Annotated in this window: 23 protein-coding genes and 1 riboswitch; all 23 genes read left to right on the top strand. The window is 31.1% G+C overall.

Annotated elements, in window-relative coordinates; genetic code table 11:
- The first annotated feature begins 40 nt into the window (after positions 1 to 40).
- Positions 41 to 171: riboswitch (SAM riboswitch) on the top strand.
- A 128-nt stretch (positions 172 to 299) separates the two neighbouring features.
- The 23 genes from ACTNBA_RS06835 to ACTNBA_RS06725 all read left to right on the top strand — a co-directional run bounded on the left by ACTNBA_RS06835 (position 300) and on the right by ACTNBA_RS06725 (position 18,829).
- Positions 300 to 1,259, top strand: coding sequence for a methionine ABC transporter ATP-binding protein (locus ACTNBA_RS06835; protein WP_441073226.1), 960 nt, complete (start codon positions 300 to 302; stop codon positions 1,257 to 1,259).
- A 2-nt stretch (positions 1,260 to 1,261) separates the two neighbouring features.
- Positions 1,262 to 1,912 (top strand): methionine ABC transporter permease, encoded by a 651-nt coding sequence (locus ACTNBA_RS06830; protein ID WP_441073158.1) that lies wholly within the window; start codon positions 1,262 to 1,264, stop codon positions 1,910 to 1,912.
- A gap of 48 nt (positions 1,913 to 1,960) precedes the next feature.
- Positions 1,961 to 2,788, top strand: a complete 828-nt coding sequence (locus ACTNBA_RS06825; RefSeq protein ID WP_441073157.1) for a MetQ/NlpA family ABC transporter substrate-binding protein — start codon at positions 1,961 to 1,963, stop codon at positions 2,786 to 2,788.
- A 302-nt stretch (positions 2,789 to 3,090) separates the two neighbouring features.
- The gene (gene efp, locus ACTNBA_RS06820; RefSeq protein ID WP_035129348.1) at positions 3,091 to 3,648 is read left to right on the top strand and encodes an elongation factor P; all 558 of its coding nucleotides are present in this window, start codon (positions 3,091 to 3,093) and stop codon (positions 3,646 to 3,648) included.
- A gap of 240 nt (positions 3,649 to 3,888) precedes the next feature.
- A complete protein-coding gene (gene spoIIIAA / locus ACTNBA_RS06815; protein WP_346847946.1) occupies positions 3,889 to 4,806 on the top strand; it encodes a stage III sporulation protein AA in 918 nt (305 codons plus the stop codon).
- Positions 4,807 to 4,809: 3 nt separating this feature from the next.
- Positions 4,810 to 5,328 (top strand): stage III sporulation protein SpoIIIAB, encoded by a 519-nt coding sequence (spoIIIAB, locus tag ACTNBA_RS06810; protein ID WP_441073156.1) that lies wholly within the window; start codon positions 4,810 to 4,812, stop codon positions 5,326 to 5,328.
- 15 nt (positions 5,329 to 5,343) lie between these two features.
- Positions 5,344 to 5,541, top strand: coding sequence for a stage III sporulation protein AC (gene spoIIIAC / locus ACTNBA_RS06805; RefSeq protein ID WP_035129354.1), 198 nt, complete (start codon positions 5,344 to 5,346; stop codon positions 5,539 to 5,541).
- A 9-nt stretch (positions 5,542 to 5,550) separates the two neighbouring features.
- A complete protein-coding gene (spoIIIAD, locus tag ACTNBA_RS06800; protein ID WP_035129356.1) occupies positions 5,551 to 5,934 on the top strand; it encodes a stage III sporulation protein AD in 384 nt (127 codons plus the stop codon).
- Positions 5,935 to 5,942: 8 nt separating this feature from the next.
- Positions 5,943 to 7,097 (top strand): stage III sporulation protein AE, encoded by a 1,155-nt coding sequence (gene spoIIIAE, locus ACTNBA_RS06795; protein WP_150844940.1) that lies wholly within the window; start codon positions 5,943 to 5,945, stop codon positions 7,095 to 7,097.
- A 15-nt stretch (positions 7,098 to 7,112) separates the two neighbouring features.
- Positions 7,113 to 7,730 carry a stage III sporulation protein AF gene (gene spoIIIAF, locus ACTNBA_RS06790; RefSeq protein WP_441073155.1) on the top strand — a complete coding sequence of 206 codons (618 nt, stop codon included), beginning with the start codon at positions 7,113 to 7,115 and terminating at the stop codon, positions 7,728 to 7,730.
- 35 nt (positions 7,731 to 7,765) lie between these two features.
- Entirely contained in the window at positions 7,766 to 8,470 is a 705-nt protein-coding gene (gene spoIIIAG / locus ACTNBA_RS06785) for a stage III sporulation protein AG (RefSeq protein WP_441073154.1), read from the top strand.
- Positions 8,471 to 8,512: 42 nt separating this feature from the next.
- Positions 8,513 to 9,001, top strand: coding sequence for a SpoIIIAH-like family protein (locus ACTNBA_RS06780; protein WP_441073153.1), 489 nt, complete (start codon positions 8,513 to 8,515; stop codon positions 8,999 to 9,001).
- Positions 9,002 to 9,188: 187 nt separating this feature from the next.
- On the top strand, positions 9,189 to 9,587 hold the full coding sequence (locus ACTNBA_RS06775) for an Asp23/Gls24 family envelope stress response protein (protein WP_035129363.1): 399 nt from the start codon (positions 9,189 to 9,191) through the stop codon (positions 9,585 to 9,587).
- A gap of 235 nt (positions 9,588 to 9,822) precedes the next feature.
- Positions 9,823 to 10,224, top strand: a complete 402-nt coding sequence (nusB, locus tag ACTNBA_RS06770) for a transcription antitermination factor NusB (protein WP_346847950.1) — start codon at positions 9,823 to 9,825, stop codon at positions 10,222 to 10,224.
- 8 nt (positions 10,225 to 10,232) lie between these two features.
- The gene (locus ACTNBA_RS06765) at positions 10,233 to 11,078 is read left to right on the top strand and encodes a bifunctional 5,10-methylenetetrahydrofolate dehydrogenase/5,10-methenyltetrahydrofolate cyclohydrolase (RefSeq protein ID WP_441073152.1); all 846 of its coding nucleotides are present in this window, start codon (positions 10,233 to 10,235) and stop codon (positions 11,076 to 11,078) included.
- Positions 11,068 to 12,270, top strand: coding sequence for an exodeoxyribonuclease VII large subunit (xseA, locus tag ACTNBA_RS06760; protein ID WP_441073151.1), 1,203 nt, complete (start codon positions 11,068 to 11,070; stop codon positions 12,268 to 12,270). Before ACTNBA_RS06765 ends, xseA begins: the two co-directional genes overlap by 11 nt.
- Position 12,271: 1 nt before the next feature.
- Entirely contained in the window at positions 12,272 to 12,490 is a 219-nt protein-coding gene (xseB, locus tag ACTNBA_RS06755) for an exodeoxyribonuclease VII small subunit (RefSeq protein ID WP_035129370.1), read from the top strand.
- Between the two features lie 23 nt (positions 12,491 to 12,513).
- Positions 12,514 to 13,380: a polyprenyl synthetase family protein gene (locus ACTNBA_RS06750; protein ID WP_346878743.1), complete on the top strand. Its 867-nt coding sequence runs from the start codon at positions 12,514 to 12,516 to the stop codon at positions 13,378 to 13,380.
- Positions 13,381 to 14,238: 858 nt separating this feature from the next.
- Positions 14,239 to 14,823 carry a hypothetical protein gene (locus tag ACTNBA_RS06745; RefSeq protein ID WP_346847954.1) on the top strand — a complete coding sequence of 195 codons (585 nt, stop codon included), beginning with the start codon at positions 14,239 to 14,241 and terminating at the stop codon, positions 14,821 to 14,823.
- Between the two features lie 5 nt (positions 14,824 to 14,828).
- Positions 14,829 to 16,706 carry a 1-deoxy-D-xylulose-5-phosphate synthase gene (gene dxs, locus ACTNBA_RS06740; protein ID WP_441073150.1) on the top strand — a complete coding sequence of 626 codons (1,878 nt, stop codon included), beginning with the start codon at positions 14,829 to 14,831 and terminating at the stop codon, positions 16,704 to 16,706.
- A 2-nt stretch (positions 16,707 to 16,708) separates the two neighbouring features.
- Complete coding sequence (locus ACTNBA_RS06735) at positions 16,709 to 17,533, top strand: TlyA family RNA methyltransferase (protein ID WP_441073149.1); 825 nt, start codon at positions 16,709 to 16,711, stop codon at positions 17,531 to 17,533.
- Positions 17,530 to 18,399, top strand: coding sequence for an NAD(+)/NADH kinase (locus tag ACTNBA_RS06730; protein WP_035129380.1), 870 nt, complete (start codon positions 17,530 to 17,532; stop codon positions 18,397 to 18,399). The genes ACTNBA_RS06735 and ACTNBA_RS06730 overlap by 4 nt, the downstream gene beginning before the upstream one ends.
- Positions 18,380 to 18,829, top strand: a complete 450-nt coding sequence (locus tag ACTNBA_RS06725; protein ID WP_035129382.1) for an arginine repressor — start codon at positions 18,380 to 18,382, stop codon at positions 18,827 to 18,829. The genes ACTNBA_RS06730 and ACTNBA_RS06725 overlap by 20 nt, the downstream gene beginning before the upstream one ends.
- Positions 18,830 to 18,838 lie beyond the last annotated feature (9 nt).

Genomic DNA, 18,838 nt, shown 5'->3' with positions numbered 1-18,838 from the left:
ATTGTTATGTATAATTAGTGCCAAGGTAAAAGTAAATATTGTCTTATCACGAGTGGTGGAGGGACTGGCCCTTTGAAACCCAGCAACCTGTGTATATATATTGAATCATATATCTTTATATGTGCGTCATGGTGCTAAATCCTGCAGCTTTTTTGAGCTGGAAGATAAGAGAATGAATTGGCATGCATGAAGTTTTATGCACTAGAGATTTATTCTCTAGTGCTTTTATTTTTACCCAAAATAATTAAATCTAGATTTAAAGTAAATAGGATATCTACAGTAAAGGACGGTGCTAGATGATGATAGAGGTATCACATATCAATAAGAGCTTTGAGAGTTTAAAAGTTCTAAAGAATGTATCATTTACCATAGAAGAGGGACAAGTATATGGAATCATAGGTCACAGTGGAGCTGGAAAATCTACCATGTTAAGATGTATAAATGGACTAGAAGGTTATGATGAAGGTAGTTTGAAAGTTATGGGAAAAGAAGTTTCCTCTATGACAGAAAGAGATATTAGAGAGTTTAGAAAAAATGTTGGAATGATATTTCAAAATTTTAACTTACTTAAAAGGTCTAATGTATATAATAATGTTGCATTACCATTACAACTATGGGGATATGATAAAGAGTATATAGAAAAAAAGGTAGAAGAATTGTTGAAAATTGTTGGATTATCCCACAAGATAAAGTCTATGCCTAAAGAGTTAAGTGGTGGAGAAAAGCAAAGAGTAGCAATTGCAAGAGCTTTAGCTTTAGAACCTAAAATATTACTCTGTGATGAAGCAACCTCAGCACTGGATCCTAAAACTACAAAGGATATATTAGAGCTGTTATCTAAAATTAATAAAGAAATGGGGATTACCATAGTAATGGTTACCCATCAGATGGAAGTAGTAAAGTCTATATGCCAGCGAATAGTGCTTGTAGAAGGTGGAGAAGTTAAAGCTGAAGGAAATGTAGATGAACTGTTCTTAAGACCAGGATATTCTCTAAGAAAATTCTTAGGAGAAGAAGAAGAAATTTTATTTCAAGATGGAGTCAATATTAAGATATATTTTCCGGCAAATAAAAGTGAAAATTCATTTATAACCAACATGGCTAGAGATTTGAATGTAAATTTTTCTATTGTGTGGGGCAAGTTAGAAAGATTTAGAGAAAATGTATTGGGATCATTAGTCATAAGAGTTGATGAACAGTGGAAGGAAGTTGTTACTAGTTACTTAGAAAAGAATAAATTCCAATGGGAGGTGTTATAGTTATGACAGCAGAAGCAATTATAGGGATCCTTAGTAGTGCACTAATAGAAACTTTAATAATGGTAGTGATATCTACGATCTTTGCAGTAATTATTGGTATGGTTTTAGCCATAGCTTTAATACTAACAACCAAAGAAGGTCCAATGGAAAATAAATATATATATAAAATATTAGATGGGGTTATAAATATTTTAAGAAGTTTACCTTTCGTAATATTGATGGTGGTAGTAGTTCCTGTTACTAGAGTTATTGTAGGTAAATCCATAGGAACTACAGCGGCCATAGTACCTTTGACTATAGCTGCAGCTCCTTTTGTTGCAAGAATTATTGAAACTTCTTTAAAAGAAGTAGATAAAGGAGTTATAGAAGCAGCTCAATCCTTAGGAGCTACTAAGACTCAAATAATATTTAAAATAATGATAAAAGAAGCATTACCATCTATTGCGTCAGGTCTTACTTTAACTATTATAAGCATTATAGGCTATTCTGCCATGGCTGGATCTATTGGTGGAGGCGGTCTTGGAGCAGCAGCTATAACCTATGGATATAATAGATTTAATACTCCAATTATGATATTTACAGTGGTAGTTTTAATTATATTTGTTCAACTTATTCAAAGCTTAGGAAACTACATATATAAGAAACTAAGCTAGTATTCAAAATTTAAGTTTAGAAATTTATAATCAAGGAGGAATATATACATGAAAAAATCAGTAAAGAAATTATTAAGTTTAACGTTAACATTAGCTTTAGGGGTGACTTTAGTAGGCTGTGGTTCTAAGGGAAAAGCAGGCTCAGAGGCTAAGGGTGAAGATAAGGTTATAGCTATAGGAGTATCTCCAGAGCCTCATAAAGCTATAGTGGAAAATGCTATAAAGCCACTATTGGAGAATGAAGGATATAAAGTAGAAGTAGTAGAGTTTTCAGATTATGTACTACCTAATACTGCCCTTGAAGAAGGTGAAATAGATGCAAATTATTTTCAGCATGTACCTTTTTTAGAAGCTACAGTAAAGGAAAAATCTTATGATCTTTCTTATACAACAAAGGTACACCTAGAACCAATGGGAGTATATTCAGAAAAATTAGATGATATAGGGGCTATTAAAGATGGTGCGGAAATAGCAATTCCTAATGATCCATCTAATGGAGCAAGAGCTTTAAAACTTTTAGCTAAAAATGGAGTAATTGAAATTTCAGAGGGGGATCTAGTAACTGCAAAAGATATTACATCAAATCCGAAAAATGTTAAGATTACAGAGCTAGATGCAGAACAGTTACCAAGGGTTCTAAAAGATGTAGAATTAGCAGTAATAAATACTAATTATGCTTTAGAGGGAGGACTTAACCCTTTGAAAGATGCCTTAGTAATTGAAGGCACAGATAGTCCATATGCTAATATCATTGCTGTTAGAACTGAAGATAAAGAAAAGGATAAAATAAAAGCTTTAACAAAGGCAGCCACTTCTGAAGAAGTAAAAAAATACATCGAAGATAATTATAAAGGAGCTATTATTCCTGGGTTTTAAATCTATTAAAATGTATATAATAGATATGAATATATGGATATAATATGTATTTTTAATAATATATTTAAACTTTTATTGCAAGTTTCTTAATATGAAGGTATAATTTGTTTGCAAAGAATACATAGTTTTGATAAAATATCATTGTTAATGTAAATGTAAGTAATTATAATTATTAAATTAGGTAATTAATTTATTACTAAAATTTAGTATGCATATTAATAACTACATAAGGTATTAAAGTGCTTTAAATAGGTTATAATAATTTTATTAACAAAGGCTATTATATATTGGGAGGTTACATTATGATATCAGCTGGAGATTTAAGAAAAGGAACAACTTTTGAAGATGGTGGACAAGTTTACACTGTTGTAGAATTTTTACATGTTAAACCAGGTAAGGGTGCTGCCTTCGTTAGAACTAAATTAAAAAATGCTATAACTGGAGCGGTTACAGAAACAACTTTCAACCCAACTGCTAAATTCCAAGAAGCAGTAATAGAGAGAAAAGAAATGCAGTATCTTTATTCTGATGGAGAGTTATACTACTTCATGGATCAAGAAACTTTCGAGCAAATTCCTTTAAACTACGATAAAGTAGAAGAAGCTATAAAGTTCTTAAAAGAAAACATGTTTGCAATAATTAAATTCTACAAGGGTGAAGCTTTCTCAGTAGAAGCTCCAAACTTCGTTGAATTATTAATTACAAACACTGAACCAGCAGTTAAAGGAAATACTGCAACTAACGTGTTAAAACCAGCTACAGTAGAAACAGGGGCAATAGTTCCAGTTCCTCTATTTGTAAATGAAGGAGACACAATTAGAGTTGATACTAGATCAGGAGAATATATGGAAAGAGTTTAGTCCATATTGAGCTAGCTTTCATAATTGAAGGCTAGTTTTTATTTGCTCTATGAATACATATTTAATAGGTTGCAGAGATATATGAAAACATACTGTTTTTAATAAGTGCTTCCTATAATGAAATATTATATTTCATTATAGGAAGCACTTATTTTTTTGCAAAAAATAAAAAAATAAAAATATTATAGTAATAATTATCTATGAAAGGTAATAACAATTAAGTAAGAAAGGGTGAGTTGCATGATTACTAAAGATGTTTTGGATATACTATCTCCTTCTATTAGAACTGAAGTTATAAACTATGACCATGGTGGAAAACTACAAGAAATTAGATTAAAAGTTAACAAACCGCTTATATTTATAAGCAATAATAAGGAGATAAGAACAAGTTATAATACAAAACTAGAGGACATAAAGATAATTATTCAAAAGATAAGTAGCTACTCCATATACGCCTTTGAGGAAGAAATCAAACAAGGATATATAACTATTCAAGGTGGTCACAGAGTTGGAATTTGTGGTACCTGTGTTTTAGAAGAAAACTCTCTTAAGACTATAAAACACATATCTTCAATTAATATACGTATTGCTAGAGAGGTAAAGGGATGTAGTGATGGAATCTTACCTTTTATTATTAAAGATAATTCTATATTAAACACTATAATAATATCTCCACCTAAATGTGGGAAAACAACTATATTAAGAGATTTATCAAGGGAGATATCTAATGGATTATCAAGATATGGGTTAAGTGGCAAAAATGTAGCTATTATTGATGAAAGAAGTGAAATTGGAGCATGTTATAGAGGGGTTCCTCAAATGGATGTAGGCATTAGGACAGATATATTGGATAACTGCCCGAAAAGTCAAGGAATAATCATGGCCATTAGAAGTATGGCTCCTCATCTTATAGTATGTGACGAAATAGGTACCTATAAAGATATGGAGAGTATTGTGGCAGCATTAAATTCAGGTGTAAATGTAATAACGACTATCCACGGATTTAGTGAAAAGGATCTCTATAATAGACCAGTATTCAAAGAAATTTTAGAAAATAAAGTTTTTCAAAGAGCTGTAATTTTAAGTAATAAGTGTGGCATTGCAACCATAGAATATATATATGATTTTACAAAAGGTGAGAAAGTAAGGGGGTGGTAATAAATGATAAAAGTAATAGGGTTTATTCTTATAGTAGTTTCATCTACTATTTTAGGATTTTCTTATGGAGAAAAATTTAAAAAAAGAGTTAGGGAGTTAAAGGAATTTCAGCGAGGAGTATATGTATTAAAGAATGAAATAAATTTTACCCATGCATTACTTCCAGATGCTCTTAATAAGGTCTATGAAAAATGTGAAGAACCCATAGCTGGAATTTTTAAGGAGGCGTCAGAATTAATTATTAGCAGCGAAGAATGTGATGTAAATAGTTGTTTTATTCATAGCCTAGATAAAAGAGTGGACAAATTATCCTTAACTAAAGATGACCTAGACATATTTTTAGATTTTACTAAAAGCCTAGGTGAGATGGATATAGAAGGACATAATGATATGTTTGCACTAACTCTAGAAAATTTGGGAAAAGCAATTAAGAATGCCGAATATAACATTGATAAAAACGTGAAGATGTATAGATACCTAGGGTTTTCCTTCGGTGCCATGATAGGAATTATTTTAATGTAAGGAGGCGTGTGGATTTTGTTAGATATAAGTATAATAGTGAAAATTGGTATAGTAGGAATTGTAATGATAGTTTTAGATAAGGTTTTAGATAGTGGAGGGAAAAAGGAATATGCAGTTATTAGTAATTTAGCAGGAATAGTAATAATACTAATATTAGTGATTAGTTTGGTTTCAAAGCTATTCAATGCAATACAAACTTTATTTTACTTTTAGGAGGAAACTATGGATATTATCAAAATAGTATCCTTTGCACTAATAACTCTTCTTATTGTGATAATGGTAAAAAGGGAAAGACCAGATATTGCACTTTTAATTAGCTTAATAGCAGGCATAATAGTATTTATGTTTTTAGTTAGCAAGCTAACTATAATAGTAAATTTCCTTCAAACCTTATCTAATAAAGCTAATATAGACATAGTGTACTTGGATACAGTATTTAAAATTTTAGGTATTGCATATTTATCATCCTTTTGTAGTGAAATTTGCAGGGATGCTGGTGAGAGTAGTATTGCATCAAAGGTTGAATTTGCTGGTAAAATATTAATTCTTACTCTTGCAATACCAATACTAATGGCTGTAATGCAAACAATATTAAAGATAATGTAGGTGTAAATATGAAGAAAAGTATATTTGTTTTAATAGTTATGATCATATTTTTAATTCCTATAAAAGCTTATGGTAATGATGAAGTAAATATAGATGATGAGCAAATGAGCAAAATAAATGGACTATATGATTATATAAGTAATCTGGATACTGGAACTGAATTACTAAAGGATATGTCGCCTAAGGAATTTGTACAAAGTTATATGAAAGATGGACAAGGCTCCTTAGAAAGAAAAGAAATATTAAAGATGGCTTTGGGATATTTATTTAAAGAAATAGTAGTATCTTTTAAAATAATAGGACAACTTATCATAATAGCTATAGTCTGTGCATTATTAAATAATCTTCAAAATGCCTTTAGCAATGAAAAGTTGTGTAATGTAGCATATTTTGCTTGCTTCTCAGTGATGATTATACTGATTGCTCGAGGATTTTATATAGGAGTGGAATTAACCCAACAGGTTATAAATAGTATAAGTGATTTTATGGTAGCGCTAATGCCGGTGCTTATAATGTTACTGGCAAGTGTAGGAAGTGTAAGTCAAGCTGTGGTAATGGACCCAATTATTATGGGTGTATGCACCTTAGGAACTAAGCTTTATTCTTCTATAATCATACCTATAATTTGTATGAGTTTTGTCCTAGACTTTGTAAATAACATATCTAATGAATATAACGTTAAGAATTTGACTAGTTTACTTAAAAAGTTTGCTCTATGGGTTCAAGGTATTTTTCTAACAATTTTCGTTGGTATTATAACAATTAGGGGAATTGTAGGAAATAGTTTTGATGTGGTGACCACAAAAACAGCTAAATTTGCCATGGACAGTTTTATACCTGTAGTAGGTAAAACTTTATCTGATGCCTTTGCAACAGTAGCCAGCTACACCTTACTTTTGAAAAACTCAGTTAGTCTATTAGGGGTAGTAATTCTTATATCTATAATTTTACTTCCTATAATAAAGATTTTTGTTATGGGATTCATGTATAAACTAACTTCTGCATTATTACAACCAGTAAGTGATAATAAAGTAACTAATATTATAGATGCTGCAGGAGGATCTTTGATGCTACTTGGTTCTTGCATTATATGTGTCAGTGTAATGTTTTTTATAATGATTACTATAATAGCTGCTACAGGTAAGGGATTTATTCTAATGTAGATATTAGATTAATTTATGTTAAAAGTAGGTGATGGAATGATAGAAGCTTTAGGAAAGTGGATAATAACCATATGTGTGGCAATATTTTTTTCTACAGCAGTACAAATGATATTACCAGATAATTCATTAAAAAAGTATTGTAATTTTGTTCTTGGATTAATTGTTTTTGTAGTTATATTAAGTCCTATTTTAAAAATATTTAATGAAGAGCTACAAGTGAACAAAATAATTGAAGAATCTGCAGACTTAGTATTCAATGATAAAGGTGAGAGAAATTATGAAGAATATAGACAGGCTAATATAAATAGTACATTAGAAAGGTTTAAAAACAATTTAGAAAAACAATGTGTAGCTGATTTAGAGAAAAATTTTAAGGGAGATCGGTATAGTGCCAAGGTAAATGCAGCTTATGACAATGAAAACAGCATTTTTCTTATTGAAAGAATTGAGATAGGAATTAATGATGGTTCAGTGGAAAGGGTAAAAAAGGTACAAATCGGTGATGAGTCAGTTCAAGTAGACAATCAAGATTCTTCAACAGATAAAAAATCAATGGAGGTTAGAAATTTTATTAGCTCTACTTACGATATAGATGAGGAAAATATATATGTATACAAACTTAATAATAATTAAACATAAATTTTATATAGAAGTTTGGGGGGATAAAAGTGTCAAATAATCTTAAAAAAATATTTGAAGATATTTTTAAGGGAAAAGGAGGTGAAAGCAAACAGCAAGATAAAGATTCTAAAACTACTATAGGAGAAAGTGGTAAAAAGACCAAGGTGATAAATTCTAATCTATTAACAAATTTAGCCATAGTATTTTTAGTTGGAGTTTTATTATTAATAGTAGGAAGTATGTTTACAAAGGACAATAGTCCAAAGGGAAGTGACAGTGGAACTGCTAATGTAGTGGCAATAGGTGGTGATGAAATACAAAAGAATACAGATACTACATCTTCAGCTGTAGATAAGGCTTATAAGGAGAAGATGCAACAAGAATTAATTAGTTTATTAGAGAAAATAGAAGGTGTAGGTAAAGTCCATTCTATGATTTACTTTGAAAGTGGACAAGAACAGGTACCAGTATTTAATGAAGAAACTTCAACTAGTGTTACTAGTGAAAAGGACAATGGTGGGGGACAAAGGGAGATAACACAAGAAAATGGTGGGAGTACAGTAGTTATGGAAAATAAGGAAAATCAACAACAACCCTTTATAACAAAAACTTATAATCCTACCATTACAGGTATTTGTGTAGTAGCTGAAGGAGCTGGGGATTCAGTGACAGAATTAAGGATACGTCAAGCTGTAATTAAATTATTTGGTCTTTCAGATGATAAAGTACAGGTATATCCTATGAAAAAGTAGCATATAAATGTGATATAAATAAAAAATTCGGGGGGAACTATAATGAATAAAAAACAAACTATAATTATTTCTTCACTAGTAGTATTAATTTTATTTGCAGGTTATTTAGCGACTCAAGTAAATGGACCACTTTATGTAAGTGATACAAAGGGAAATGATGGAACTACAATTAGTGCATCAACTAATGCAAATTATTTTACAGAAGCAAGATTACAACGTGATAACAATGCCACTAAAACTCTTCAAACTTTAAAGGTTTTATTAGATGATGAAAATACTCCACAAGATCAAAAGGCAAAGGCTGCTGATGAATATAAGAATTTAGCTCTTCAATCTGATAAAGAAGTTAAAATTGAATTAGCGCTTAAAGCTCAAGGATTTGAAGAAGCTCTTTGTACTTTAGATAAGGAAAAGGCTACAGTGGTAGTTAAACATGAAGGAGAGCTTTCAGACCAACAAGTTAGACAAATTAAAGATGTAGTTATGAGTAAAGCTGATATAAAAGATATAGAAATAAAAGTAGCTGAATAACTAAACATATTTTGTTTTAAAAACAGTAGAGTAAAAATCTGCTGTTTTTAATATATTTATAGGGTAATATTTATAAAAGTGGGTAATATAAAAATAATGAGTATTTCTATTATAAAATTTGTAAAAGAAATTGTTATCTGATATAATATGAATATTATTAATCACACTGGTAAGGGGGTAGTGAATTATGGAAGAAAATATATTAAATGAAGTTCCTACAGAGGAAGAAGTTGGTATAGTAAGAATATCTGACGAAGTTATTGGTGTAATAGCTAGTCTTGCAGCATCCGAAATAGAAGGTGTTGCAGGTATGAGTGCTGGATTAGTAGAAGATATAAGTAAAAAGCTCACTGGTAAAAAGAATATATCAAAGGGCGTTAAAGTAACTATGGATAACGATTCTGCAGTAATAGATTTACATATGTCCGTGGAGTATGGTATAAAGATACCGGATATGTGTTTAAAGGTGCAGAAAAATGTTAAGAACACTGTTGAAACTATGACAGGTTTAAATGTATCATTAGTTAATATTAACGTGCAGAATATTATATTTCCTAAGATGAACAAAGAAGAGGAAATAGAGTAATTTTAAACACCCTCTAGTGAAGAGGGTGTTTCCATGTGTAAAATTAACTTATCCATGTCATGATGTGGAGTTTAATTTCAATTTTAAAAACATAATATTAATAAGATGATATAAGGAGCTTATACATAAGAAACTCCCATTTAAGTGGTTTTATATAGATAATTCATTTATAAATAGTTACAAAAAATTTATTAGGAAAAATAACAAACAAGAGATATTTTATGGAGGTATATATATGAATAGAAGAAAAAGTAGAGAGATAGCAACTAGGTTAATATTTGAAATGTCAATTAACAAGGAGAGTTATGTAGACATTATTGAAAATTTTCGCGAAAATACAGAGGAAAAAATAGAGGATATAGACTTTGAATATGTAATAAGAGTATTAAAGGGAGTATCTGAAAATGAAGCTCAAATTAATGAAACTATTACTAAGTATCTAGTAAAATGGAAATTAGAAAGATTACCAAAGATGAACTTAGCTATACTGAAAATGGCAACTTATGAAATCTTATTTGATGAAGATATTCCAAACAAAGTTACTATTAATGAAGCTATAGAACTTGCAAAGAGGTATGGAGATGATAATGCACCATCATTTATAAATGGGGTGTTAAATAATTTAATTAAAAAGTAGGTGTATTTATGGGAACAAAATTAAGTGGAAAAGACTTGGCAGTTCAACATAAAAGCGAAATTAAAGAATTAATTGCAAGCAGAGTAGGAAAAGGAAAAAGACCTCCAAGGCTAGTATCAATAATTGTTGGTGAAGATGGAGGATCAATTTCATATACTCGAGGACAAAAAAAGGTAAGTGAGGAGCTAGGAATATTGTATGAAACAAAAATGTTTTCAGAAAATATTTCTGAAGATAAGCTTATTAATGAAATTAAAGAGTTAAATGAAGATAATTTTGTTGATGGAATAATAATTCAATTACCGCTTCCAAAAGCATTAAATGAAGAAAGAGTTTTAGATGCTGTTGATGTAGAAAAGGATGTAGATGGACTTACAGATTTTAATCTAGGAAAGATGTATAAAGATAAAAACTCTTTCATGCCATGTACAGCTAGGAGTGTTCTTGAACTTATTAAATCTCAAGTAGATATAAAGGGAAAAGAAGCAGTAATAATTGGACGAAGCAACATAGTTGGAAAGCCAGCAGCTTTTTTACTTCTTAAAGAAAATGCTACTATTACTATATGTCATTCAAAAACTATAGATATAGAAAGTGTTTGTAAAAAAGCAGATATTTTAGTTTCTGCCATAGGAAAACCTGGCTTTGTAACTAAAGATTTTGTTAAAGAGGGAGCCATAGTTATAGATGTAGGAACTACTATGGTGGAAGGTAAGGTCAAAGGCGATGTAAACTTTGAAGAAGTATTAGAAGTGGCTAGTTTAGTAACTCCAGTACCTGGTGGGGTAGGCGCTATGACAACAACTATGCTTATGAAGAATACCTGTGAGGCATGGTTAAAAAATGTACAGTAAAATTTTAACAGTGACAGCAGTAAATAGCTATATAAAGAAAGTAATAGATAATGATTTTATCCTTAAAAATTCTAATATCAAAGGAGAATTATCTAATGTAAAAATCCATAGTAGTGGTCATATATACTTTTCATTAAAGGATAATTTTACAAAGCTTAAATGTGTAATGTTCAAGACAAGAGCCATGAATTTAACATTTATACCTAAGGATGGAATGAATGTAGTAGTGTCTGGGAATATATCTATCTATGAGAAAGAAGGAACCTACCAACTTTACTGTAACACTATGGAGGTAGAAGGGGAAGGAGAACTCTTTATTGCATTTAATTTATTAAAAGAAAAGTTAGAGAAAGAAGGACTTTTTGATAATAATTTAAAAAAGGCAATTCCATCCATGCCAAGAAGAATAGGAGTAATTACTTCACCTACTGGTGCAGCAGTAAGGGATATAATTAAAGTAGCAACTAGACGAAACCCAAACATTGATATTTTAATATATCCATCCTTAGTTCAAGGGATCAATGCCAGTAGAGATATAGCTGCTGGTATAAAAGCTCTTAATAATATTGAGGATGTAGATGTGATACTTTTAGCTAGAGGTGGTGGCTCAATCGAAGAGTTATGGGCCTTTAACGAGGAAGAGGTAGCTAGGGCTATTAAAGCCTCTAAAATTCCTATTATTACAGGAGTAGGACACGAAACAGATTTTACAATAGCTGACTTTACAGCTGATTTAAGGGCAGCCACTCCTTCCCATGCTGCTGAAATTGCAGTATACAGCTTAGAGGGTTTTAAGGAAAAATTAAATGGATTAAGAGAAGAAATAAAATATGCTATAAGTAAAAATATTAATGATAAATTTAATATTCTTAATAATATGCTTAATAGATTATTGTTATATAGCCCTGAGAATTATGTGGTAAATCAATATGATAAGTTAGATAATCTAAAAAGTAAACTAGTGTTTACTATGGAGTTAAGGCTTCAAGAGGAAAGAAATAGATTAAAGGTTATAAGCCATAGATTAATTGGAAATAACCCATTAAACATATTAGATAAGGGGTATAGCATTATAAAAAGTCCAGAGAATCAGCCTATAGAATCTATAGAAAAATTGAAAAAGTATGAAGTTGTAGGGATTACTATGAAAGATGGTCATGGACTATTTAAAATAGAACAGGTGGAGGAATAACATGGCTAAGAAAAAAGAAACTTATGAGAGTAAGGTCCTCAAGTTAGAGGAAATATTGCTTGAAATGGAAAATAGAGAAGTTACTTTAGATGAGGCTATTTGTAAATATGAAGAGGGAATGAAGCTTTATAGTGATTTATATAAGACTCTTCAAGAAGCAGAAGGAAAAATAAAGATATTGACAGATAAAGGTGAAGAAGATTTTCATCAGGAAGATTAATTGTATTTTGTGAGGGATTAAATATGAATATTAATATCTATAAGGAAAAAATAGAAAGTTGGATGGAAAACTATTTTAAAACTAAAGATGTTGGTGATAGTTCCATGTTAGAACCTATAATATATAGCTTAAAGGTTGGGGGTAAAAGAATAAGACCTATTCTTATGATTTGTACTTATAATATGTATAATAATATTATAGATGAAATCCTTCCTTTTGCTGCATCTATGGAGATGATACACACCTATTCATTAATACACGATGATCTTCCATGTATGGATGATGATGATTTAAGAAGAGGTAAACCAACAAATCATAAGGTGTATGGAGAAGCTATGGCTACCTTAGCTGGAGATAGTTTACTAAATGAGGCTATGAATGTTATGTTTTCACAATGTCTAAGTGGGGAATTGAAAAAAATTAGAGCAGCAGCGATTATTTCAAAGTCATCAGGTATAGATGGAATGATAAAGGGTCAAATTATAGATATAAGAAGTGAAGGTCAAAAAATAAATGAAGAAATTCTTTTAGAGATGCACAAGAATAAAACAGGTCAGCTAATATCAGCTTCTATTATTGCAGGGGCTACAATGGGAGAGGCTCCAGAAAAAGATTTGGAAACTCTTAAATCTTTTGGAGAAAAACTAGGTCTTGCATTCCAAATTAAAGATGACATTTTAGATGTTGAAGGAGATTCGAAATTACTAGGTAAAACTCAAAGTGATGGAGAAAATGATAAAGCGAATTTTATTACAATGTATGGAATTAATAAGTGTAAAGAGTTTTGTAACAATTTAACTCAAGAATGTTATGAGCTTTTAAATAGCATAGAAAGAGATACAAAAGAACTAGAAGATATAACTAAGTTTTTGTTGGAGAGAGAATACTAATCTACTAAAACAAATGATTCTAAGCACATTTAACTTTATCCGATGACTACCAGCTCTAATACTCCCATCTTTTTCAAATCGGGAGTTAAGAGCTGGTACGTCCCTGGATAACGATTTCTGCTAAAGGACAACGAATTCTAAATATCAAATTAATTGACACTAAGAATTCTGTTAGTAAGTTTCAAGGAAGCTAAGAAATCTGTTAATAAAAAAAGTAATGTCAATTAATTATAGTTATGCTATAATTAATTTAATGAGGTGGTGCAGTATTCTAGTCAGGTAAGTACTTTTGAGGACGGGGCTAAAAATCCGTTGAAGGGCACATCGATGAAGTTCCTTGTGCTGGCCTGTAACGCCCAGTTGTGGGCTTGTGCTGGGAGTAAGGTTGTGGGGCGACCGCAAAGGCATGCGACATCGACCCTACAATCGTGGAGACCAATGTTTGTGCTTTGGGAGAGATACCCACGGTACGGCACTGGATTAAACCTGCATTGTGGTAAACGAGCTATGTGCAGAGTAGCCTGCCTTGAGTGAGGTGGGTAGAGGTGAGAACAAATCTTGTTACCCCGGCCAGGGTAATGGGGCTATTGCTTGCTAAAACCCATGTTGCAAAAGAGGATAAGAGAGTACCTAACTGTCGAGGAAATCTCCTAGACTGTTCCATGTGAAGCATATTAAGGATTGCAGTGTGGACTAAGTGGTAATCTAGCCCTGTAGTTGGAAACACTATAGATAGAGCATTAAAGGGAAACCGTCAAGATGGCGACATCTTGATTACTCTATGGGAAATCCTGCTAGACCTAAGCCGCAAATTTTACTTAGTATGCTACCACCTTTATCTATTTTTGGAGGGTAAAATTGGAAAGCGATAGTAGTAGGCGGAATAAAAAAGCCAAAAACAAAGAATGTAAGAAAAAAAATACAAAAGAAGCATTATGGATAACTAAAATTACAATTTATACTATAATTATTAGTGGAACTGCTTCACTTTTATCAGAATCTACACTTCCAAGGGTTAATGCTTCCTTAGCGTTTACCATATTAGTGTTGATTATTTTTTTAGGCGTAATTTTTGATGTGATAGGTACAGCGGTTACGGCAGCAAATGAAATTCCATTTCATGCCATGGCCGCAAAGAAGATAAAAGAAGCAAAAATAGCAGTGAAGATGATAAGAAATGCAAGTAAGGTTTCAAACTTTTGTAACGACGTGGTAGGAGATGTGTGTGGTATTATAAGTGGAGCTGTAGGTGTAGTAATAGTAGCAAAAATATTGCAACTTTACCCTTATGGTTCTGAAATATTAATAGCATCTGGTATTAGTGCAATGATAGCAGGAGCCACTGTTGGTGGAAAAGCAATAGGAAAAAAATTCGCAATTACAAATAGTAATAATATATTATATGCAGTTGCAAAAGTAATATATTTTATAAAACGAGGTTAAGGTAAATGTCAAAGTATTTAGATAGATATGAAGATTTTAATGAAATAAGAAACATGAAAATAAATGAATTGGAAGAATTTGCAGAAGAAATACGTCAATTTCTGATCACTCAAGTCTCCAAGACTGGAGGACACTTATCATCTAATTTAGGTGTAGTTGAATTGACTATGAGTTTATTTAACGTATTTGATTTTAACAAGGATAAGATAATTTGGGATGTAGGACATCAATCTTATGTTCATAAAATATTAACAGGACGTAAAGAAAAATTTGATACCCTTAGACAATATAAAGGTCTTAGTGGGTTTCCCAAAACAGAAGAAAGTAAGTATGATATGTTCAATACAGGACATAGTAGTACATCTATATCGGCAGCGGCAGGGATGGCAAGGGCTAGAGATATAAAAAATGAGAAACATGATGTTGTAGCTGTAATTGGAGATGGAGCCCTTACTGGCGGAATGGCTATGGAGGCTTTAAATGATATAGGATATAATAAAACTAAGATGATAGTAGTATTAAATGATAATCAAATGTCTATTTCACCAAATGTTGGAGGAATATCCACATATCTAAATGATTTAAGGATGGGAAATGCTTATAATAGAGTTAAAAGTGATGTAAATGCTACTTTGGAGAAGATACCAAAGGTAGGAAAAAGTATGATTAATTCTATAAATAAGATGAAGGATTCTGTAAAGCAACTTATGGTTCCTGGAATGCTTTTTGAAAATATGGGTTTAAAATATTATGGACCAATAGATGGCCATGATATTAAAGAAATGAGTAAGGTACTAAAAAAAGCTCAACAGGTAGAAGGCCCAGTAATTATTCATGTAATAACTAAAAAAGGTAAAGGCTATGAGTATGCAGAGGAGTTCCCAGATAAATTTCACGGAGTAGGACCTTTTAATTGTGAAAATGGACAGCAACCTTCAAAGGCTAGCAAATCCTATTCAGAAATTTTTGGTGAGACTATGGTAAAATTAGCAGAAAAAAACAGAAAATTAGTAGCTATAACTGCAGCTATGCCAGAGGGAACAGGACTTGAGGGATTTTCTAAGGAATTCCCAAAGAGATTTTTTGACGTAGGTATAGCAGAGCAACATGCGGTAACCATGGCAGCAGGTATGGCATCACAAGGATTAAAGCCTGTATTTGCAGTGTATTCTACTTTCCTTCAAAGAGCCTATGATCAAGTTATTCATGATGTAGCAATACAAAAATTGCCGGTGGTAATTGCTATAGATAGAGCGGGGATTGTAGGTCAAGATGGAGAAACTCACCAAGGGGTATTTGATCTATCTTACTTAACTCACATACCAGATATGACAATAATGAGTCCTAAATGTACTGAAGAGTTAAGGTATATGCTACAGTTTGCAGTTACACAAAACTATCCTATAGCTATAAGATATCCAAGGGGTGGAGACTTATCTAATATTAAACTTTCACCTATGACTTTCTTTAGAAAAGGTAAGTGGGAAGTTTTAGGTAATAAATCTGGAAAAGTGGCAATAATAGCAGTAGGTAAAATGGTTCAAAATGTAATTATTGCTAAAGAAATGTTAAAGGAGAAAAATATAGATTGTACAATAGTAAATAGCTGTTTTGTAAAACCTATAGACAGTGAATTAATAAAAGAACTAGTACAGTCAGGATATGATTTAGTAACTGTAGAAGATAATATGATATCTGGTGGCCTTGGAAGTGAGATATTAGAGTATTTAAATAGGGAAGGATTACTTAAGAATAATATTTTAACATTAGGATTTAAGGATAAATTTATACAGCATGGAGATGTTAATATATTATATAATCTTAACAAATTAGACCCAGAAGGAATTTGTAGTAGTGTAGAGGAATTTTTAACTAAGGAGTAAGCATGTTAAAGGAAAGAGTTAGATTAGATTTATTAGTAGTAAAAAAGCAATTAGCAATTTCTCGTGAAAAAGCTAGAGAATATATTTTATCTGGAAAAATATATGTCAATGGAAAAGAAGAAAGAAAATGCGGGCTAAAAGTTGAAGAAACTGCTGAAGTTGAAATGCGTGGGGAAGTAATTCCCTATGTAAGTAGAGGTGGACTTAAATTAGAAAAAGCCCTTAAAGATTTTAATATAAATCTTAAAGGGCTTAAATGCTTAGATATAGGAGCATCTACTGGAGGATTTACAGAATGTATGCTTACTAGTGGAGCCATTAAGGTATATGCAATAGATGTAGGTAAAGATCAATTGGCAGACAAACTTAAAGGGGATAAAAGAGTTGTTTCTATGGAAAGCACAAATGTAAGAAATCTTACAATGGAACAAATTGGTGAATCCTGTGATTTTGCATCTATAGATGTATCTTTCATTTCATTAGATAAAGTAATACCTAATGTTATTCCACTTTTGAAGGACGTGGGAGAAGTGGTAGCACTTATAAAACCTCAGTTTGAAGCTGGTAGAGGAAAAGTTTCTAAAAAAGGGGTAGTAAAGGATAGTAAAATCCATGAAGAGGTTATTTTAAATGTAGTAACTTTTTTGAAGGAGAGTCACATTAATATATTAAATTTAACTTATTCAGGCATTAAGGGTCCTAATGGAAATATAGAATATCTGATTAATTTTACTAAAGATTTTAATAGAATTGGAAATTTTAACAGCAATAGTATAGGGAACATTGTAAAAAATGCTCATGAAAAACTTACTGTGGAGGATATATGAAGAGTATAGGTATTAACATCAATTCATCTAAAGATAAGAAGAATACAATACTAAACTATGTTCATGATCTAATAAAGGAAGAATTTCCTGAAAGTGAATTACATATATTTAAAGATGCTGAGGGATTGGAGCTAGAAGAAAACAAAAAATTAGATTTACTTGTTACCTTAGGTGGGGATGGAACTATCTTAAGAGCAGCAAGAAAGATATATAAATATGGAGTACCAATTCTGGGAGTTAATATAGGCCATTTAGGGTTTTTAACTAGTGTAGAACTAACAGAAGTTAGTGAAGCTATTAAAAAACTTAAAAATAATGAATTTAAAATCATGGAAAGAATGATGATAAAGGTTACTATTCCTAAAAAAGATGGTGAAAATGTCCACGTAGCTTTAAATGATATAGTCATAACCAAGGGGATTTTAAGCAGAATGTTGACTTATAATATATTTGTAGATGGAAGTTTTTATAGTAGCTATAAAGCTGATGGGTTAATAGTATCTACCCCTACAGGCTCTACGGCCTATTCTCTATCAGCAGGGGGGCCAATAATCTATCCAACTATGGAGCTAATAAGTTTAACTCCTATTTGTCCTATATCTAATGGAGTAAAGACGATTATTTTAGATCCTCATAATAAGATAAAAATAATATTAAATACTAATGAAGATAACGTATTCTTAACCTGTGATGGGCATTTAGAATTAGAATCAGATAAATACAATGAGATGATAATTGAAACAATTGAAGATAAGTGTAAGATTGTTCAATTTAAAGATTATGATTATTTTAAAATATTAAGAACAAAAATAATTTCAAGATCTATGGATTGTGAGGAGAAAATATATGAAAGAAAATCGCCATAGTATAATATTGGATATAATAAAAAATGAAGATATTGAAACTCAAGAAGATTTAGCTGATAGATTAAGAGCTAAAAATATAAATGTAACTCAGGCAACTGTATCTAGAGATATAAAGGAATTAAACTTAATTAAAACCTTATCTCATACAGGAAGATACAAGTATGCACAAGTAAATACAAATAACAACTCAACTATTAGTGCATTGGCATACATATTTTCAAATACAGCAATATCTGTTGAAAAAGTAGATAAAATTTTGGTTGTTAGAACAATTACAGCATCAGCTCAAGTTGCAGCTGAAGCAATTGACTCTTTTAAATTAGAAGGAATTGCAGGAACAATAGCTGGAGATAATACTATTTTTATCTTGGTAAGGACTGACGAAAAAGCCGAGGAACTTAAATTAGAAATAGAAAAATTAATAAAGTAAATGAGGAAT

The sequence above is a fragment of the Clostridium sulfidigenes genome, assembly GCF_052067195.1.
Classification (GTDB): Bacteria; Bacillota; Clostridia; order Clostridiales; family Clostridiaceae; genus Clostridium_J; species Clostridium_J sulfidigenes.
This window is presented reverse-complemented; position numbering and strand designations above follow the sequence as displayed.

Coding starts and splice junctions, on each gene's coding strand:
- ACTNBA_RS06835 (WP_441073226.1), top strand. CDS start 300: ATGATAGAGGTATCACATATCAATAAGAGCTTTGAGAGTTTAAAAGTT.
- ACTNBA_RS06830 (WP_441073158.1), top strand. CDS start 1,262: ATGACAGCAGAAGCAATTATAGGGATCCTTAGTAGTGCACTAATAGAA.
- ACTNBA_RS06825 (WP_441073157.1), top strand. CDS start 1,961: ATGAAAAAATCAGTAAAGAAATTATTAAGTTTAACGTTAACATTAGCT.
- efp (WP_035129348.1), top strand. CDS start 3,091: ATGATATCAGCTGGAGATTTAAGAAAAGGAACAACTTTTGAAGATGGT.
- spoIIIAA (WP_346847946.1), top strand. CDS start 3,889: ATGATTACTAAAGATGTTTTGGATATACTATCTCCTTCTATTAGAACT.
- spoIIIAB (WP_441073156.1), top strand. CDS start 4,810: ATGATAAAAGTAATAGGGTTTATTCTTATAGTAGTTTCATCTACTATT.
- spoIIIAD (WP_035129356.1), top strand. CDS start 5,551: ATGGATATTATCAAAATAGTATCCTTTGCACTAATAACTCTTCTTATT.
- spoIIIAE (WP_150844940.1), top strand. CDS start 5,943: ATGAAGAAAAGTATATTTGTTTTAATAGTTATGATCATATTTTTAATT.
- spoIIIAF (WP_441073155.1), top strand. CDS start 7,113: ATGTTAAAAGTAGGTGATGGAATGATAGAAGCTTTAGGAAAGTGGATA.
- ACTNBA_RS06780 (WP_441073153.1), top strand. CDS start 8,513: ATGAATAAAAAACAAACTATAATTATTTCTTCACTAGTAGTATTAATT.
- ACTNBA_RS06775 (WP_035129363.1), top strand. CDS start 9,189: ATGGAAGAAAATATATTAAATGAAGTTCCTACAGAGGAAGAAGTTGGT.
- nusB (WP_346847950.1), top strand. CDS start 9,823: ATGAATAGAAGAAAAAGTAGAGAGATAGCAACTAGGTTAATATTTGAA.
- ACTNBA_RS06765 (WP_441073152.1), top strand. CDS start 10,233: ATGGGAACAAAATTAAGTGGAAAAGACTTGGCAGTTCAACATAAAAGC.
- xseA (WP_441073151.1), top strand. CDS start 11,068: ATGTACAGTAAAATTTTAACAGTGACAGCAGTAAATAGCTATATAAAG.
- xseB (WP_035129370.1), top strand. CDS start 12,272: ATGGCTAAGAAAAAAGAAACTTATGAGAGTAAGGTCCTCAAGTTAGAG.
- ACTNBA_RS06750 (WP_346878743.1), top strand. CDS start 12,514: ATGAATATTAATATCTATAAGGAAAAAATAGAAAGTTGGATGGAAAAC.
- dxs (WP_441073150.1), top strand. CDS start 14,829: ATGTCAAAGTATTTAGATAGATATGAAGATTTTAATGAAATAAGAAAC.
- ACTNBA_RS06735 (WP_441073149.1), top strand. CDS start 16,709: ATGTTAAAGGAAAGAGTTAGATTAGATTTATTAGTAGTAAAAAAGCAA.
- ACTNBA_RS06730 (WP_035129380.1), top strand. CDS start 17,530: ATGAAGAGTATAGGTATTAACATCAATTCATCTAAAGATAAGAAGAAT.
- ACTNBA_RS06725 (WP_035129382.1), top strand. CDS start 18,380: ATGAAAGAAAATCGCCATAGTATAATATTGGATATAATAAAAAATGAA.